The following is a 17,771-nucleotide window of genomic DNA, read 5'->3' on the forward strand; positions in this document are numbered from 1 at the left end:
GGTGTAACACATGAAACGACGAAGCATACTGATGGGGATGGGTGGAATCGCTGCAGGTAGCAGCGCGCTCGTTGGCTCGGGTGCGTTTACGAGCGTGAGTGCCAATCGAAACGTCGCGGTTGCGGTCGTCGACGACCCGAATGCACTACTCGGCCTTGGTGGCTGTGAGGGGAGCCCGAACGGGCAATACGCTCGAATTCAAGACAACGGTGCGATGGCAATCGACCTATCAGAGTCGAACAACCAGATTGACGGTGAGGGTGTCAATCCTGACGCTTTGACTAAAATCCGTGACGTGTTCCAGATTAAAAACCAGGGGACACAGGAAACAGCCGTCTGGATTGATGTCGACCCAGTCGAGGACCGAGTCGAATTTTATCTCCACGAACAGGAACTCGACGAGAACGAGAACGCGAAGATAATCGGCTATGACAACCGCGTCTGTCTCGATGTCGGTGACTCGGTCTGTGTGAGTATGGACATCGATACGCGCGGGCTCGGCTCTGACTTCACGAACGAAGATGGGGTGAACAACCTCATGAAGAAACTCGGCGACAGCGACCACGAGATGGTCATCAACGCGATGGCCGGCGAGTGTCCTGTCGAGGGTAGTGAGGGGTCATCGGAGCCAACTTCTGATACACTGTGGGGGATCACTCGAGGTAACGGTGCGGGCGAACTGAAGTCGTTTACCGTTCCGAACCCCTCTGTCGACTCCGAAATAATCGACTTCGATGACTCCGGCCGGCAGAACTTCCCCAACGGGCTTGCATACGACCCCGAAAACGAGCGTTGGTACTACGGTGACACGACCGATGCTGGGGACGGTGTGCTTCATCTCTACGATGGAAGTGTAACTGAACTCCAGCAGATTACCGATGGAGAAGACCTCGCTGGTGCGACGTGGGACGACGGTAACTACTACTTCATCCCCCAAGGTACCAGCAAGCTGAAACGAGCCGAAATCGACGAGAGCGATGGAAGCGTCAAAAGCGTTGACGATGTCGTCGATGTTGGCTCAAACATGACGCTCGGGGACCTCGCTATCGCCCACGAAAACAGTGTACTGTACGGTAGTTCGAGCTCGGAGTTCTTCAAAGTCGAACTCTCCGAGAACACCGACGATGTCAGCAGTAGCGACGTAGAAACCATCATCACATCAGGTGAAGCGGTTGGCAAGCAGATTGCCTTCGGTGTCGGAGACGACGGAAAGGTGTTGTACGGACACGATGCCAACAGCGGTGCTTGGTTCGAAATCGAACTTGACGGCGGAGCGTCCCAGTTGGACGAAAGTACCGAAACGTTCACTGATATCGCCTGAAGTGAGCATTTAGTGTAATATAAGTGATTGTTAAATGAAAAAATCTCTCGCCGGCCGTATAACGCTACGACGCGTTCTCCTAGTATTTACGCTGTTGTCGGTTCCGTTTCTTGTTTCGACCACTGGTGCTGACGTGGTCTCTCATGACGAAACCGACGTTCTCGACCTCGAACCCGCAGGCGAGGGCACCTACACCCAAATCGACGACGAGACCGGTGAAATCCAAATTATCCTCACCGAAGAGAACCCGAACCTGAACGCCGGAGGTGTCAACAACGACGCACTCACCGATATCGGCCCGGTATTCACTGTCAAGAACATCCTCGAACAACAGAGTAACGCGACCGTCTGGATTTCCCACGACAGCGATGCCGTCGAGTTCTACGTTCCGGGCGAGGGAACCGTCGAGAGCCAAGCCGACGGCGTGTTCATGCAGCCGGGCGATTCCGAGACGATAGCGATGCGCGTCGACACCCGCGAGACGGACGAAATCACACTCGACTCCATCAACGTGATGGCGGTCCTCGACCCCGAAGTCGAGACCGGCAGCTCCGGCGGCGACGGTGACTACCAGTTCAGCTCCGTCGGCGATTCCGGGGATGATGACGATTCGGGTACGGAAACACCGGATTCGACGGAGACGGATACCGAAACGGAATCCACACCCGAGTCGTCCGGAACGGCCACGCCGACCCTGGGCCAGTCGCAGTCGACGCCGACACCGACGGTCGCCTCCACGCCGACGCCCACCGACGACCCGACCGGAGAGGAGGCCGGTCTCGACCCATCGTCGCTGCTGTGGCTCCTCGTGGCTCTCGCGGCGCTGTTGCTCCTGTTCGCTCTCGCTCGGCGCCGCCGAAGCGAGGAGTAACGTCCCCCGTTTCAGCGCCCGATACGCGGCGCTATTTTAAGCCCCTTCGTGCCGTATAGAAGGGTAATGGCTGACGAGAGCGCGCTGTCCAATGCCGAGTCGTTCTTCGGAACCCTCCGAAAGAGCGTCCGCGCTGGCGACCTCGCGCTGTTGCTTTCGGTCCCGCTCGTCCTCGGTGTGGTCTTTGCGCTCCCGATAACTGTTCGAGAGTCGCTGACCTTCGCTTACACCGACCCCTCACTACTCACCGCCTACGCCTCGGCGTTCGTCCACCTCAATTCGACGCACCTGTTGGTGAACGTCGGCGGCTACCTGCTGGTCGCGCCGCTGGCGTATCTGTTGAGCGCCCTGAGCGGCCACCGGCGGCGCTTTTTCGTCGCCTTCGCTGTCTTCCTCGCGGTCTTCCCGGTCGCGCTGTCGTATCTGAACCTCGCCGTTATCCGGCCGAGCGTGGGGTATGGCTTCTCGGGGGTGCTGTTGGCCTTCGTCGGCTACCTGCCCATCGCGCTCGCCGATTACCTCGACGCGCAGTTCGACATCGGCTCGCGTCGGTCGCTCGCTCCCGCGTTCTTCTTCGTCGGGTTGGCGCTGTCGGCGCTGTTGAGCGTTCGGTCGCCGGTGACCTACGGGCTGGCGGCGGCGTCGGTGCTGTCGGCGCTGCTGTACGTCCTGCCGGCTTTCGAGCACCCGGGCCGACTCCGCTCGAACGTTCGGGCGGCCGCGGGGATGGCTGGACACTTCGAGCTGTTCGCCGTCGGCCTCCTCGCGTTCCTCGCGTTCGTGTTCGTCGCCTTCCCCGCGGACCCGGCCGCCGGCGGGAGCGTCGTCAACCTCTATGCGCACCTGCTCGGCTACGCGTTGGCGTTCGTCGCGACGTACGCGAGCGTCGAGGTCGGGCTTCGACTCCCCGGGTCGGAGGCGTGGGTCTGAGCGCCGATTTCGGACTCAGGCTTCGAGGTCGTACTCGTTCGTACCGAGCCGGCGCTGTGTCGACTGGTAGGTGTGAACCGCCGCGGTGACGGTGAAGACGACGGCCACGCCCAAGGCGAGCCACCACGGCGAAAGCCAGGCGAACGGGTAGATACCGGTCCACGCGACGGCGACGAGGGCGACCGCGACCGTGGACTGCCCGAGATACAGTTCACTCCACGGGATGGCGTTGCCGGGAACGTACTCCAGGTACAACTCGACTTCGCGGGCGCAGTCGGTGAGCTGCACCTCACCGCGGACCGATTCGTACTCGACGATACCCGCCTCCTCCATCTTCGGGAGATGCGTCTGTCGAATCGCAGCGTAGACGCTCTTGCGTTTGTCGCCATCGAGCTTCTCGATCGGCGTGTCGGTCTCCCACGCGGCGACGTAATCGACGAGCTCCCGCAAGTCCACGCGGCGGCCATCGTGTTGCTTCAGGTAGTGAACGATACATCGACGTCGGTCGTTGCTGAGGATCTCGAAGACGTCGGTACGCGATAGCTCGCGGCCGTCGCCAGCGGATTCGAGCGACCTCCCTACGGGTAGTTTTGTGTGCATCCAATCCCCTCCCCACTCGACGTGGTAGAGGCTAGCAGGATATTTGTGGGTAAATCGGTTTTGATAGTTCACTGGTTTGGAATAAAACACCGGTTATTTTCGACATCCTTGTTTTGTACGTAGCGTAGCGATACCGCGAGTAACGGTCTATTACGGGTCGCTCCCAGTGAAACGCTTTTCCCAATCGCCGCCGAGAGCAACAGTACGTGTCGCTTCGAGGCTACGCCACCCGGGGGGTGGAACTGCTGTTGGTGTTGGTGCTCGTCGCGCTCATCGCGGGGGCCGCGCTCGGCCAGCCCGTGCTGTTGGGGTTCGTCGAGACGGGGAGCATGGAGCCGACGCTGGAACCCGGCGACGGCTTCGTCGCGATTCCCTCGCCCGTCGCCGGCGACATCGAGGAGGGCGACGTTATCGTCTTCAATGCCCAGAACCTCCAGGGCGGCGGACTGACGACCCACCGCGTCGTCGGCGAGACCGAATCGGGGTACATCACCCGCGGTGATGCAAACCCCTTCACCGACCAGGACGGCCAGGAGCCGCCGGTCACCGACGGGCAAATCGTCGCGAAGGTCTGGCAAGTAAACGGCGAGGTGGTCGCGATTCCGGGGTTAGGTCTGCTGACTGAAGCAGCCCGCGGGATGCTCGATTCCGTCCAGCGAACGCTGGCACAGACGTTCGGTACACGGGCGTTCCTCGGCACGCAGGGGCTGGCGCTCCTCATCGCCGGGGGCGGGTTGGCGGTACTGCTCTTCGGATTCCTCTTCGACGACGAGCGACGACAGCGCGTCGTCAAGCGAACCCGAAGACGGAAGGGCATCTACGACCCGCGGCGACTCGTGCTTGCGATGGCGCTGTTCGTCGCGTTGGTCAGCGGCGGGACGATGGTCGCGATGTCGAACACCCAGGAGTACGGCATGGTGAGCGCGTCGTTCGATTCGGAGAACCCGACGACGGTGCCGACGAACGAGACCTCGAACCTGACGTATCCGGCGCTCAACGGCGGCCAACTGCCGGTGTATGCCTTCTATGCGCCCACGAGCAACAACGTCGACGTGGAGCCGTCGTCGATGCGGATGGACCGCGGCGAGTCGCGGAACGTCACGGTCACCTTACAGGCGCCACCGGAGACCGGCTACTACCCGCAGTACGTCGCCGAACACCGCTACTTCGCCGTGTTGCCCTTCGGTGTCGTCGCGGGGCTGTACGCGGTCCATCCGTGGCTGCCGACGCTCGTCACGAGCCTGCTGATGGGTGGAGCGTTCCTCCTCGTCGGGTTCCTCCTAGTCGGTGCGTCACCGGTTCGGACCCGCTCGCGCTCTCGAAGCTCGTGGTTCTGACGGGCGTGGCAACCCTTTTATTGTGGCCTCTCGTTTGCCGGGACGAAATGTGGGGGAAACGGGCGAAGGTGGTGGTCGCCGACTACGCGGTGGTTATCGCGGCGGTGCTCGTCGTCGTGTTGCTCGTCGGCGGGGCGCTGACCTACACGACCAACGTCGAACCGGGGACGGAGACCGAACAGCGAACCGTAAGTGAGTGGCGCTCCGTGGGCGGCTACACGCACGCTTCGACGATTCAGACCGAAAACAGGGTGTTCCCTGTCGGCGAGACGCTGGAGGACCGCTCGCTGTACTACACGCAAGTCGGCCCGGAACTCGACGGGCAGTTCAGATACGGCTTCGAGGCACCGGACGGGGAACTGACCGTCGAGAGTACGACGACGCTCGTCATCCGGTCGGTGTCGGAAGGTGAGGAGGGCGACACCGACGAACTCTGGCGCATCGAGGAACCGCTCGGAACGACCTCCGAAACGGTCGCTCCCGGTGAGCTGGCGACGACGTCGTTCACTATCAACGTGACCGAAGTGCTCGCAGAGATCGAAGGCGTCCGTGAGGACCTCGGCGCCTCACCCGGGGAGGCATCCGTTCGCGTGATTTCCGAAGTCGAAGCCACCGGAACGGCGGCAGGCGGCGACGCGACGGACGACGCCAACTACACGCTCACGCTCGACCCCGGTTCGGACACCTACAGCGTGAGCGGGCCCTCCGGAGAGACCGAATCCCATCCGCGAACCGAGACGGTGTCGGTCGAACGGAGCTACGGGCCGATTCGGAGCGCTCTCGGGCCGCTGCTCGTCGTTCTCTCGCTCGTGGGACTCGCCGGTATCGCGGTCGGCCGATATCGCGGAGCGTTCGAGGTGACCGACGCCGAACGCCGAACCTTGGCGTTTGCCGCCGAACGAAGGGAGTTCGACCAGTGGATATCCCGGGGTGCGGTGTCGACCGCGGCCGACGACAAACCGCGTGTCCGCATCGACAATCTCGAGGACCTCGTCGACATCGCCATCGATACCGACGCACGCGTGATCGAGGACGTCGGCAAACACCGGTACTACGTACTCGGGGAGTCGCTGTGTTACGAGTTCGAACCGCCACAGCACGTCAATCTTCGAGAACTGGAGTAGGGTTCTGGCTCGCGTTTTCGACGGAACCGGGCCGATATTCTACCCCGGGCCTATCGAGCGCACTATCCGGTAGCAAGTCGAATTGGACCGTTGTCCCGGGGAATGAGCACTCGACAGTCGCCACTCGCGTCATCCGTGCTGTCGTCCGTGCAACCGGGGAGTCGGCGCCAATGTCGAGGGCTGTCTTCGTCTCCCTGACATCGAGTGCGGACACTTCGACTCTTCCATCGCCGACGTTCGTGAGCACGACTGGGCACTTTACGTCGACCGTCACGTTCCCCGACTCACCGACGGCGAGGTCTGATGGTGTTCCGTGTCGCTCTACGCTGGGATAGTCGCCTTCTGTTTCGACAGTTGCATTCGTGCTCAGTGACGCAGGGGCCCGGTTCGTTACCGTCACGATTGGAACGTCTTCGTAGACGAACACCACCGCCGTCCCAGCCTCGGCCCTATCGATGCTGACTCCGATGTCGGTCTCGATGCTGTCTGGGTGATCCTGTTTCTCCATCTCGATGTCGTGTGTCTCGACGCCGACCAACGCGTCGGGGTCGTCCACGACATCGACCGTCGCGTTGCGGTCGACCTCTGCGGCGCTGAAGCCACCGCTTGCGACGATGAGTGACGCTCCAAGCGCCACTACCAACAACCCGACGAGCGTTCGAGAGGTCATTCTTCTAGTTCGTATTTCCCGGTTCCGAGCTGGTTTCGCGCGGTCTGGTACGTCTGAACGACGGCCGATGCTCCGAACACTGCGACGAGAATCACTGCCAGCGTGAATCCAGAGAGACCGCTGAACGGGTAGGCTCCATACCACGTCGCGGCGATGAGCGCGGCGGCCACGAGCGACAACCCGAGGTAGTACTCACTCCACGGGATGTCGTTACCGGGGACGTACTCTAGATACAGTTGGACCTCTTGGAGGGCGTCGGTCAACTCCACGTCACCGCGCATGTGGTCGTACTCGATGAGTCCGGCATCTTCGAGTTTTGGAAGGTGTGTCTGCCTGACCGCCGAGTAGACGCTCTTGCGTTTGTCGCTGTCGAGTCGGTCGATAGTCGTCCCCTCCTCCCACGCGGCGACGTAGTCGACGATTTCCCTGAGCTCGATTCGCCTGCCTTCATACTTTTTCAGGTAGTGAACGATACACCGCCGACGGGCATTACACAGCACCTCGAAGATGTCTTCCCGTGGAACGGATATCTCTCCAGCCTCAAGCGTGTCCGTGAGGGTTCCCCGCCCCGTCGAGTGTAGTCCCTCGAACTGATTTGAATCTTTCATGCTCCCACCAATCCGGATGGGGGTTGATCATAACCCACAAATTACTTTTCGTCCGTTCAACGGAAGTATTAATAACGCCGTTTATTTCCGGCATCTGGGTCCTTATGGTAACTGAACACTCGAAAAACGAACCCTTCATTATACATTTGTAGTCGCTTAGTACGTCTGGAAACCATTCGTTTCTGTCGTTGAACCTTCCGTTTCGGCTCTGAAGGTTCGGGTTCGACTCGGTGTGTTAGGCAATACCAACGTGGGGTCGGCATCTACCTCGAATCGAGCGGTTCCCAGGTTCGCGCTCGCCCTCGCGAGCGCGGGGAGGCGCACAAAGGAGGTACAACAACCATGGAACGACGAAAATTCCTGATTGGCGTGGGGGGTGCTTCCCTCGGCAGTGGTGCACTGGTCGGTTCGGGTGCGTTCTCGGCGATGCGGGCCGAGCGTCCCGTCTCGATTCAGGTTTCGGAAGACCCCGGCGCATTGGTCGGATTGGACCGTTGTCCCGGCTCGGACAACGCGAAATACGCTGGCGTCGACGACGATGGAGAGCTGTTCGTCGACATCTCGGAAAAGCCGAACGAGGGTGACGGCGTCAACGGCGATTCCGTGTACCTGTTCCACGAGGTGTTTCGGGTGTGTAACCAGAGCGACCACAGCATCTGTCTGTGGGTCGAACGGGAGAACGGATGGCCGGAGGTCGACAGCGGGCCGTCGAAAGGAGACCCCCGAGTGGACTTCTATCTCGGTGCTGACCCCGACGATTCGATTCTGGGCGCCAGCAACGGTCACGAACTGGACAGCGGCGACTGTGTCTGTATCGGCATCAAGACGAACACCGTCGGACTCACGTCAGCCGAAGCCGATACGATTCTCGAACCGGTCGGCGACGACATCAACCTCCGAGCGGACTCGGAGTGTCCTGACGGGGTCGAGCAGCCGCCCCAAGAAAACGAGTGCGTTCCCTGCAGCGTCTCTGAGAGCGACGGGAATGAGGATTTCCTCACGATAGAGAGCGTTGACGATAGCAACTTCCCGGAGGTCACAGTCACTGCTCGGGTAGAGACGGACGCGGGCGGGGACGGAGACCTCAAAGCAGAGGATTTCACCCTCTGTGAGACGTTCGAAGGCGACAACTTCGGACAGGACCCGACGGTCGCGTTTGCGGGGGAAGACGAGAGAGCGGAAGCCGATGTGATGATATTGATGGATACCTCGGGGTCGATGGATGACGAAGACGGTAAATTCCCGAACGCAAAGGACGGCGCGGAGACACTCGTAAACAACTTAGGACCGGGAGTCAACGTCGGTTTGGCTCAATTCCCAAGGGACGGATCTGGGACTCCCGACGCGGAAGTACTTGACCCACTCGGCACCGATAAAACCGATATCAAGAGCTCCATTGACAGTCTTACCGCCGATGGTGGAACGCCTATGGAAGACGGCATCAACGTCTCTCAACAGGAACTTGAGAACAACGGGCGTGACGTACCGGCATTCATGGTGGTTCTCGCAAACGGTGTTGAGAGCTTCAGTAGCGACGCGAAAGCCGCTGCCAATACTGCGAAAGGAGATGGCACAACCATCATCTCTATTGCCTATGGGGATGATGCCGACGAGGAGTTGATGCTTGGCATTTCGAGTCCACCGAAGAACGGTGATGACGACGATGCCATTCAGGCCGGGGACGAAAACGCGTTCGTCGGCGGTCAAGATGATATTGCCAATATCTTCGAGGACATCGGCGAGATAATTTCGGGAACCTACGCACTCACCTACCAGACGTGCAACCCGGACCCGAGCGACTCGACCCGCGAGGTGCTACTTCACGTCGAAGACTCCCAAGACTCCAGGGTCGCGACGGACACCAAAGAGTACACCCTGCCGTCGACCTGAGTAGGCGTTTTCCTTTCGGCTACTGCTAGCGAGTGGCCTCTGAGTACGATTCGAGCAACTACGGAACGTGATCTCTCGAGTGATCCCTCACTTCTGACACTCCCAGTGCGTTCATTCCGATATTACCGAGTTCGACCACGGTTCAACGAGGGGTTTCGTCGGCTCACACTCGGGTTTCCGGACCGACACGACACGTTGTGATTCGGTGTGGCTGCCAATACCAACGTAGGTATGGCTGTATGGTCCTCTCAAGCGCGTCGGGCGAGACGGTGTGTCGGTCGGTGGTGGTACAGCGGTGTGGTGTGGGGGCGCGCGAAACCAAGGTGAAACCAATATGGACCGAAGAAAGTTCCTGATCGCGGCCGGTGGTACAGCAGTCGGAACAAGCGCGCTCGTGGGGTCGGGCGCGTTCAGTTCCGCACAGATTCGAAATCGTGAGGCAAACGTGGCAGTCAGTGCCGACGACGCTGCGCTTATTCAATTGCTTCCCGGCCATCATGAAGATGTTGCCGGTGACGACTCAACCGTCTCTGAAAGTCGGGTCGGCTACGAGGACGGCCAGCTCTACATCAGCTTCAAAGCGGATAACCAGAGCGGCAACGGCGTGAACGCCAACTCGACCTACCAGGTTGGTGCCCTGGGCGAAGAAGACGCCGAAGACGGCCTCGACAAGCAGGGCATCGCTGGTATCAGCTCCGATGATGTCCTGTACGGGAGTGCCGCGCCCGGTCCATCGGACAACGAAATCGAGGACGACCCAGCGTTCGCACTCTGCAACGAGAGCGACGAAACCTACGAATTCGAGCTCACCTACGACGCGGATTCGGCTCCGACCGACTCAAGCGATGTCGACGATGAGGATGCGGCGGCCGTGCTCGTCGGCAGCGCTGACGACACATGGGGTGCCGCATTCGCGATGGATATGACTGACAATGCGGGCCGTGTGAGTACGGAACTCGGCCCCGGTGAGTGCCTCTACGTCTCACTGATTATCAACGTCGGCGACGTCGATTCGACAGACACGCCCGACTGGGAAGGATCGCTGGTCGTCAACGCTGGCGAGGACCCGCCGTCCGGGGAAAACATCGACAACTGAAACGGGCCGACAGCAGCCGCTACAGTCGGACCTTCGGCCCTCCAGTGTGAGCCCGCTGGTGGTGGTCAAAGCACCGACAACACAACTATGAAACGAAGAACCATACTCGTCGGCCTCGGAAGCGCGTCGGTAGGTGCAAGTACACTCGTCGGTTCGGGAGCGTTCAGCGCGGCCAACGTCCGACGGGACACTAGCATCGATGTCGTCCCCGATTCGGATGCACTGATCGGACTGGGGCCGTGTAGGGGTCCGCAGGGCCAGCCAACCTCAAACGGGGTCTACGTCGTCGAGGAAAACGGACAGTTCGCCCTGCAGATAAGCGACGACAACGACGACCTAATCGGCGACGGTGTCAACGTTGAATCCATCTACTGGTTCGACAACGTCTTCGAGGTCTGCAATCAGAGCGACCACGGGGTCTGCGTCGATTTCCGCCTCGACGTTCCGGAGATTCCGGGACCGGTTCCGCACGAGTACGAAGCCGAGTACGGCTTCTCGGTGGGAGACGACGCGGTCGTCTTCTACGAGGGCGACGATCGGGATGCCGTCATCGACATGTCGCCACTCGAACCGAGAGCCGAGGGGTACCACCTCGCCCCGGGTGAGTGTCTGTGTATCGGCTTCGTCGTCCGAGCGTTCGGCTTCGACGCCGGCACGGATATCTTCGAAGACGCCTCGTTGAGCATCACGGCCTTCGCCGGTGACGAGTGCGACACCGAGGAACCGGGTGATGGCGATGATGGCGACGGCGGGGATGATGGTGACGAGGGAGGCGAAGACGAACCTGATGAAACGGAGGACTTCGAGGACCTCACAGCAATCAGCTTCGTCGCGTTCTGTACGGGCGATGGTACTGTCCCCGATATCAAAAGCGTCGACGTGAAAAACACGAAAGATAACGGCGAACCCGTCGGAGTCGAGTGGGAATCGAACGACGCCATCGAGGAGGTCGTCCTGTTCGGCGGCCAACAATGGTACCTGTTCGACGCCGATAACGCGACGCAGGGAACAGCCCTCATGTCGGCCGACGAAAGCACGTTCGGGGCCGGTCGCGCCGCAGACGATTTCGTTGCAGGCAACGGGTCCGCAGGCATCACATTCGGTACCGACGGAAGCGACTACGTCCGATGTCAGTCCTCGCCCTGCTACGGTGAGAGAGGCTTCAAAGTTGAGGAAAGTGGCGGCAGCTTCGATGTCGCCGACGGTGAGGAAACGAAGAAGGAGTGCAACAAACCCTCGACCTGAACGGAGCCTTCCGAGACGGCTTTTTTTGACGCTGCGAACGGAGCCTCAGCTCCCGGTATCGTACTTGTAGGTCGCTTCGTCGGGGTCGATACCGAAATCCTCGGCCGACTCCTCGGGTTCGGGCTCCGGTTGGGCCTCGGCTGCGACCTTGAACCGCTCGCGGAGGCGCTCGGGCATCCGGAACCGCTCAGTGTCGATGCGCATAGGCACCGCCTCGGGGTCCAGCGACTCCCGCTTGGATTCGAGTCGCTCCTGTAACACCTCCGGAAGGGAATCCGAGGAGACGCCCTCGAAGCCGAATTGGGTGAGGTAGTCGTGTGAACTCGTCAGTGTGTAGACGTGGTCGAACCCTTCGGCTTCGGCGCTGTCGACGAGGCGCTCGACGACGTGGGCGCCGACGCCCTGTCGCTCCCAGCCGTCGAGGACGCCGATGGAGGTGAGTTCACAAACCTCGCCGTCGTCGCCGCTGTGGACTCGAATTCGGCCGAATCCCGCGCGGGTGTTCGACTCCTCGTCGACGGCGATGACGTAGTCCCGCGACCGGAAGGCCGTTTCGTCCAGGCCCATCGCCTCGATGTGGTCTAACAGCCAGGCCTCATCGCGGTTTCGTGCGTCCCGGACGTACATAGCGTTGCGTTGGAGCGGCCGACGCAAAACCGTTCCCCCTCGTCGGACAACATGAAATTCGTTTTTTGTTTTTTTAAGGAAGAAAACTACTTGACGGCGGGTGCGAACACATCACAGTATGGAGTCTCTCGAGGAGTTCGACGAAATCGTACACGAGCCCGACGACGCGTTCGTCGAGTCGACGAACGTCTGGGCGTTCATGCAGGAGTACGGCATCGACGACTACGAGGAACTGATAGAACGCACCACGGGCGACGTGGAGTGGTTCTGGGACGAACTGCCCGATTATCTCGACATCGAGTGGTACGAGGAGTACGACACGGTCCGTGACGACTCGGAGGGGCCGCAGTTCACCGACTGGTATCCCGGCGGGAAACTGAACGTCGCCCACAACACCGTCGACCGCTATGCGGCGGCCGACTCCGAGCGCCGGAACAAAGTCGCCTGCATCTGGGAGGGCGAGGACGGCGACGTTCGGAACTTCACGTACCACGAACTCGCACGCACCTCCAATCAGGTGGCGAACTACCTCGAATCCGTCGGCGTCGAGAAGGGCGACACCGTCGCGCTGTACATGCCGATGGTCCCGGAGGTCATCTCCATCCTGTACGGCTGTTTCAAAGTCGGCGCCATCGCCGTTCCCATCTTCTCGGGCTTCGGCGTCGAGGCCACCGCCACCCGCATCGAGGACCCCGAAGCCGACGTGCTGTTTACCGCCGACGGCTTCTACCGACGGGGGTCGGAGATACCGCTGAAAGCGCCCGCAGACGAGGCCATCGAGGAGGCCGACCACGACGTGACCGACGTGGTCGTCTACCGGCGCTTCCCCGACAGCGACCCCGAGATGACCGATGGCCGGGACGTCTACTGGAGCGAGTCGGTCGCCACGCAGGCCGACGACTACGAGACGACGGAACTCGATGCCAGCGACGAGTCGATGCTGTTGTACTCTTCGGGGACGACGGGCAAGCCGAAGGGGATCGTCCACACGCATGCCGGCGCGCAACTGCAGGCCGCAAAGGAGGTGTACTTCGGGTTCGATTTGAAGCCCTCCGACCGGTTTTTCTGGGTGTCGGACATCGGGTGGATGATGGGGCCGTGGACGCTCATCGGGACGCACACCTTCGGGGGGACGATGGTGATGTACGAGGGCGCGCCGGACCACCCCCAACCGGATCGGTTCTGGGAGATGATCGACCGCCACGACATCACCCAGTTCGGCATCTCGCCGACGGCGATTCGGGCGCTCCGCAAGCAGGGCGACGAGTGGGTCGAGGGTCACGACCTCTCAAGTCTGCGGTTGCTTGGTTCGACGGGCGAACCGTGGGACCCCGAATCGTGGCTGTGGTTCTACGAGAACGTCGGCGGCAGCGAGGCACCCATCATCAACATCTCCGGCGGGACCGAGATTTTCGGCTGTTTCCTGATGCCGATGCCGATCAACTCGCTGAAGCCGTGTACGCTCGGTGGCCCGGGTCTCGGGATGGACATCGATATCGTCGACGAGGCCGGGAAATCAATCAAGGAGGATCACGAGCGCGGGTATCTCGTCGCGCGTGACTCCTGTCCGTCGATGACGAAATCGCTGTGGCAGGGTGACGACCGGTATCTCCACGAGTACTGGTCGTCGTTCCAAGATCCGCCGATGTGGGACCACGGCGACTGGGCTCAGAAGGACGAGGACGGCTTCTGGTACCTCCACGGCCGGGCCGACGACGCGCTTAACGTCGCCGGCCGCAAGGTCGGCCCCGCCGAAATCGAGGGGGCGCTCATCGAACACGAGGCGGTCAATCAGGCCGCTGCCGTCGGCGTCCCCGACGACACCACCGGCACCGCCGTCGTCACCTACGTCGTCCTCGAACCGGAATACGAGGAGTCGGAGGACCTCAAAGAGGAACTCCGCGCGAAGGTCGGCGAGGAACACGGCAAACCGTTCCGGCCGCGGGAGGTGCTGTTCGTCGACGAGTTCCCCAAAACTCAGTCCGGGAAAATCATCCGACGGGCGATTCAGGCCACCTACACCGGCGAGGACTTGGGTGACATGTCGTCTATCGAGAACCCCGAAGCGATGGAGGAACTGGAGAACGCACGGTAGGGGTATCGTCGGTCGAAAAAATACTCGGTCGTGTTTTTCGCTCGGTCCTTCGGTTTCTCCGTCCGTTTCTCGATTCGTTCGGTTCGCGTCGGTTTCGCTACGGTCCCCGGGACAGGGTCCGGACCCTCGGTGCTCGGTTCAAACGTGGGTTGCGAATCGATTCGATGCAGTGCGTCGGCCCTCTTGGGTCGGGAGTTTTCGAGTCGATACCACTACAGCAGTCGTTCGATGGCGATTCGTCCGGTCGATTGCTGGTGTGTTTCCCCGTAGACTGGTCACCACCTCTCGTAGTATGGTATGTGTTGGCGTACCAAAAAGCTTGTGCCCACCACGGCTATCGCTCGAATCCCGAACCCCGTCTCGAAAGCCGTCTTCAGACGTGTTCGTCGAGGAAGTCGACGATTTCGGTGTAGGCTTCGATGCGGTTTTCCAACTTCGAGAAGCCGTGGCCTTCGTCCTCGAAGATGAGCTTTCTGACGGGGACGCCCTGTGCTCTGGCTTGCTCGACGATCTGTTCGGCCTCACCCACCGGCACGCGGGGGTCGTTCGCGCCGTGGAGGACGAACAGCGGCGCCTCGATGGCCTCGATGTTGTTGATGGGTGAGATGGATTCGAGGAACTCCCGGTCGTCGGCCAACGAGCCGTACTCGGCCTCGCGCAACTCGCGGCGCCACGAGCCGGTGTTTTCGAGGAACGTCACGAAGTTGGCGATGCCGACGGTGTCGATGCCGGCGGCCCACAACTCGGGATACTCGGTGAGCGCCGCGAGTACCATGAACCCGCCGTAGGAGCCGCCCTTGGCGACGATTCGGTCGCCGTCGATGTCGGGGCGGTCGGCGAGCCACTCGACGGCCGCCTTGATGTCGGCCACCGAGTCCATCCGCTTTTCGACGTCGTCGAGGTGGGTGTACTCCCGGCCGTAGCCGGTCGACCCGCGAACGTTCGGCTCGAAGACGGCGTAGCCGTGGGCGAGGAGGTACTGCTTGACCGGCGAGAAGGCGGGTCGCCGCTGGCTCTCCGGGCCGCCGTGGATGTCGACGACGACGGGTGCTCCCTCCTCCGGCACCGACTCCGGAAGCGAGAGGTAGCCCGGAATCTCCCGGTCGTCGAACGTCTCGTAGCGCACCAACTCGCTTTCCCGGAACGTCTCCTCGGGGATGCCCGCGGTGGAGGCCTGAGTCCACCGCTCGGCGGCGCCCGACGCCACGTCGACGACGTAGACGTTCGTGTTCTCGGTGTCGGCGGTGACCGTCACGGCGAAGCGGTCGGCGTCGTCGTCGAAGGCGACGCCGCCGGCGACGCCCGCCGGAATCTCGGGGTCGGGAAACGTCTCGATTGTGGTCGCTCCGGCTAGTTCGCCGACGGTCAGCTCCGTGTAGCCGTCGACGTTCCGCGAGTAGACGAGTCGACCCGTCTCGTCGTCCAACGCGACGCCGTCGAGGTTCCACTCGCCGCCTTCCTCGACCGTCTCGATGCCGCCCGTCTCGGCGTCGAGTCGCGCGAGATACAGTGTGTCGGCGTCGAGGTCAGTACAGCAGTACACCCCTGTTCCGTCGGGGGACCACGAGAGGCTCGAATACCGGATGGCGTCCTCGGAGTGGTCGGTCAGATGGGTCAACTCCCCGGACTCCACGTCGAGGACGTAGGCGTCGTGGTCGAAACTGGAGTACGCCTCGTGGACGAGCAGCCGTGAGTCGTCGGGGCTCCACCCGCCGAGCGACAGCCAGCCGTCGCCTTCGTGTATCAGTTCGGCGTCGTCGCCCGTCTCCTCGCGTCCTTGGATGTAGATGTCGAAGGCCGACTCCTCGCGTCGGTTCGAGGCGAAGGCGATGCGCTCGCCGTCGTGGCTCCAGCCACCCCAACGGTGTTTCGCGTCCGTCGCGGTGAGGTTCGTCACCGTCCCGTCGGCGTCGAGTCGGAACAACTGCTGGCGTTCGTTGCCGCCCTCGTCTTTCCCGAAGACGAGTTCGTTCCGTTCGGGCGACCACGTGCTGAAGGTGACTCGCTCGTCGTAGAAGGTGCGCTGTGTCGGCCACGCGCCCGGTTCCTCGAGGGTCCACACCTGTGGCGTCCCGGTCGTATCCATCCGAAACGCGAGCGTGCCGTCGGGGGCGAAACTCGACCCGAAGGCGCTTCGGACGTTCAGATAGCGCTCGATGTCGTACACGCTCCGGAACTGGGGCCGGTTGGTAATATCGATTCGGCCCGGGCGATGGCTCCGGCAGGGATTCCCATTCCTTTTTGCCACCCCGCTTCGTCGTCGGGTTCATGCGAATCGCGGTCGTGTTCAGAAGGCCACCGCCGCAGTCCGACCGCGACGGCGCGTTGCGCCTCCGGCGGTTCGCCCGCCGCTTCGCCGCTCGTGGCCACGAGGTTCGAGTGTACTGTCTCGGCTGGTGGGGCAGCGACACCCGACAGTTCGAACTCGACGACGTAGTCTACGAGTCGGTCACCTTCGATACGCCGCCGCTGTTTTACACGCGGATTCCGGGCCTGCTCGCTCGGCACCGCCCCGATGTCGTCCTCGCCTCGGCGTCGCCGCCCGGCGCCGTCGTCTCCGCACGACTCGGCGCCACGTTCGCGCGTGCACCGCTCATCTGTGAGTGGTTCGGCGACGAACCGGAAGTCGAGGGGTCGCCGTGGACCGCGACCGCCGCCCGCGTTCCGACGCGAGTCGTCACGCCCTCGGAACTCCAGCGGACGCGCGTCCGGGAGTTGGGCGCGACGGAGTCGAACACCACGGTCGTCCCCCAGAGCATCGACTTCTCGCTCGTCGCCGACACCGACCCCGCCGAACGCCGCGACGTGGTGTACGCCCGCCGACTCGACGAGGACGCCAATCTGGAGAGCCTGCTGTTGGGGCTGGCCGAACTCCGCGGGGAGGACGGCTGGACGGCGACGGTCATCGGTGACGGCCCCGAACGAGCGGACTACGAGCGGCAGGCCCGTGACCTCGGATTGGCCGACCGCGTGGAGTTCGTCGGGGAGTGCAACCGCGAACAGCGCGTCGCCATCTACCGGGGCGCCCACGCCTTCGTCCAGACCGCCCGACGGGAGTTGTTCGCCGAGGAGTTGCTGTGGGCACTCGCCGCCGGCTGTGTCGGCATCGTCGAGTATCAGGGCGACTCCAGCGCCCACGAACTCGTCGAGCGCCGCGAGCGCGGCATCCGCGTCACCGACATGGAAGCCCTCGACGAGGCCATCGAGGAGGCCTGGAGCTACGGCTTCCGGGATATCGAGGAATCCTTCCGGTCGTTCGACCACGCCGCGGTCGTCGATGGCTACCTCGAGTTGTTCCGGTCCTGTGGCGCCGAGGCGCCCTGAAATCCGTCGAACAGGTCTCGGAACACCGTGAAG

General features: G+C 62.0%; 15 protein-coding genes. 10 read left to right on the forward strand and 5 right to left on the reverse strand.

Going from position 1 to position 17,771, the window contains the following annotated elements:
- Window positions 1-10 precede the first annotated feature (10 nt).
- From HWX69_RS07000 to HWX69_RS07010, 3 genes are all read left to right on the forward strand, one after another.
- Window positions 11-1,321: a DUF1102 domain-containing protein gene (locus HWX69_RS07000; protein ID WP_178916364.1), complete on the forward strand. Its 1,311-nt coding sequence runs from the start codon at window positions 11-13 to the stop codon at window positions 1,319-1,321.
- Window positions 1,322-1,454: 133 nt separating this feature from the next.
- Window positions 1,455-2,192 (forward strand): hypothetical protein, encoded by a 738-nt coding sequence (locus tag HWX69_RS07005; RefSeq protein ID WP_178916365.1) that lies wholly within the window; start codon window positions 1,455-1,457, stop codon window positions 2,190-2,192.
- A 66-nt stretch (window positions 2,193-2,258) separates the two neighbouring features.
- On the forward strand, window positions 2,259-3,122 hold the full coding sequence (locus HWX69_RS07010) for a hypothetical protein (RefSeq protein WP_178916366.1): 864 nt from the start codon (window positions 2,259-2,261) through the stop codon (window positions 3,120-3,122).
- A 15-nt stretch (window positions 3,123-3,137) separates the two neighbouring features.
- Here the strand turns inward: HWX69_RS07010 and HWX69_RS07015 are convergent, their stop codons facing one another.
- The gene (locus tag HWX69_RS07015; protein ID WP_178916367.1) at window positions 3,138-3,722 is read right to left on the reverse strand and encodes a DUF7344 domain-containing protein; all 585 of its coding nucleotides are present in this window, start codon (window positions 3,720-3,722) and stop codon (window positions 3,138-3,140) included.
- 206 nt (window positions 3,723-3,928) lie between these two features.
- Here HWX69_RS07015 and HWX69_RS07020 point away from each other — a divergent pair, with 206 nt between their 5' ends.
- Together HWX69_RS07020 and HWX69_RS07025 are read left to right on the forward strand one after the other, a co-directional pair.
- A complete protein-coding gene (locus tag HWX69_RS07020; RefSeq protein WP_218644680.1) occupies window positions 3,929-5,059 on the forward strand; it encodes a signal peptidase I in 1,131 nt (376 codons plus the stop codon).
- Window positions 5,060-5,106: 47 nt separating this feature from the next.
- Window positions 5,107-6,183, forward strand: a complete 1,077-nt coding sequence (locus tag HWX69_RS07025; RefSeq protein ID WP_178916368.1) for a DUF5305 domain-containing protein — start codon at window positions 5,107-5,109, stop codon at window positions 6,181-6,183.
- Here HWX69_RS07025 and HWX69_RS07030 read toward each other — a convergent pair.
- Window positions 6,161-6,853, reverse strand: a complete 693-nt coding sequence (locus HWX69_RS07030; RefSeq protein ID WP_178916369.1) for a hypothetical protein — start codon at window positions 6,851-6,853, stop codon at window positions 6,161-6,163. The two genes, HWX69_RS07025 and HWX69_RS07030, sit on opposite strands and share 23 nt — an antisense overlap.
- Window positions 6,850-7,461, reverse strand: a complete 612-nt coding sequence (locus HWX69_RS07035; RefSeq protein WP_218644681.1) for a DUF7344 domain-containing protein — start codon at window positions 7,459-7,461, stop codon at window positions 6,850-6,852. Before HWX69_RS07035 ends, HWX69_RS07030 begins: the two co-directional genes overlap by 4 nt.
- A 342-nt stretch (window positions 7,462-7,803) precedes the next feature.
- Here HWX69_RS07035 and HWX69_RS07040 point away from each other — a divergent pair, with 342 nt between their 5' ends.
- The 3 genes from HWX69_RS07040 to HWX69_RS07050 all read left to right on the forward strand — a co-directional run bounded on the left by HWX69_RS07040 (window position 7,804) and on the right by HWX69_RS07050 (window position 11,692).
- On the forward strand, window positions 7,804-9,351 hold the full coding sequence (locus HWX69_RS07040) for a VWA domain-containing protein (RefSeq protein WP_178916370.1): 1,548 nt from the start codon (window positions 7,804-7,806) through the stop codon (window positions 9,349-9,351).
- Window positions 9,352-9,685: 334 nt separating this feature from the next.
- Complete coding sequence (locus HWX69_RS07045; RefSeq protein WP_178916371.1) at window positions 9,686-10,447, forward strand: hypothetical protein; 762 nt, start codon at window positions 9,686-9,688, stop codon at window positions 10,445-10,447.
- Between the two features lie 87 nt (window positions 10,448-10,534).
- Window positions 10,535-11,692 (forward strand): DUF1102 domain-containing protein, encoded by a 1,158-nt coding sequence (locus tag HWX69_RS07050; protein ID WP_178916372.1) that lies wholly within the window; start codon window positions 10,535-10,537, stop codon window positions 11,690-11,692.
- A 45-nt stretch (window positions 11,693-11,737) separates the two neighbouring features.
- Here HWX69_RS07050 and HWX69_RS07055 read toward each other — a convergent pair whose 3' ends face one another.
- Entirely contained in the window at window positions 11,738-12,319 is a 582-nt protein-coding gene (locus HWX69_RS07055; protein WP_178916373.1) for a GNAT family N-acetyltransferase, read from the reverse strand.
- A gap of 118 nt (window positions 12,320-12,437) precedes the next feature.
- Between HWX69_RS07055 and HWX69_RS07060 the strand changes: the two genes are divergently transcribed.
- Window positions 12,438-14,414 carry an AMP-binding protein gene (locus HWX69_RS07060; protein WP_178916374.1) on the forward strand — a complete coding sequence of 659 codons (1,977 nt, stop codon included), beginning with the start codon at window positions 12,438-12,440 and terminating at the stop codon, window positions 14,412-14,414.
- 373 nt (window positions 14,415-14,787) lie between these two features.
- Here the strand turns inward: HWX69_RS07060 and HWX69_RS07065 are convergent, their stop codons facing one another.
- On the reverse strand, window positions 14,788-16,581 hold the full coding sequence (locus HWX69_RS07065) for a S9 family peptidase (protein ID WP_348642991.1): 1,794 nt from the start codon (window positions 16,579-16,581) through the stop codon (window positions 14,788-14,790).
- A 101-nt stretch (window positions 16,582-16,682) separates the two neighbouring features.
- Here HWX69_RS07065 and HWX69_RS07070 point away from each other — a divergent pair, with 101 nt between their 5' ends.
- Complete coding sequence (locus tag HWX69_RS07070; protein ID WP_178916375.1) at window positions 16,683-17,738, forward strand: glycosyltransferase; 1,056 nt, start codon at window positions 16,683-16,685, stop codon at window positions 17,736-17,738.
- Window positions 17,739-17,771 lie beyond the last annotated feature (33 nt).

It is taken from the genome of Natronomonas gomsonensis (genome assembly GCF_013391635.1).
Classification (GTDB): domain Archaea; phylum Halobacteriota; class Halobacteria; order Halobacteriales; family Haloarculaceae; genus Natronomonas; species Natronomonas gomsonensis_A.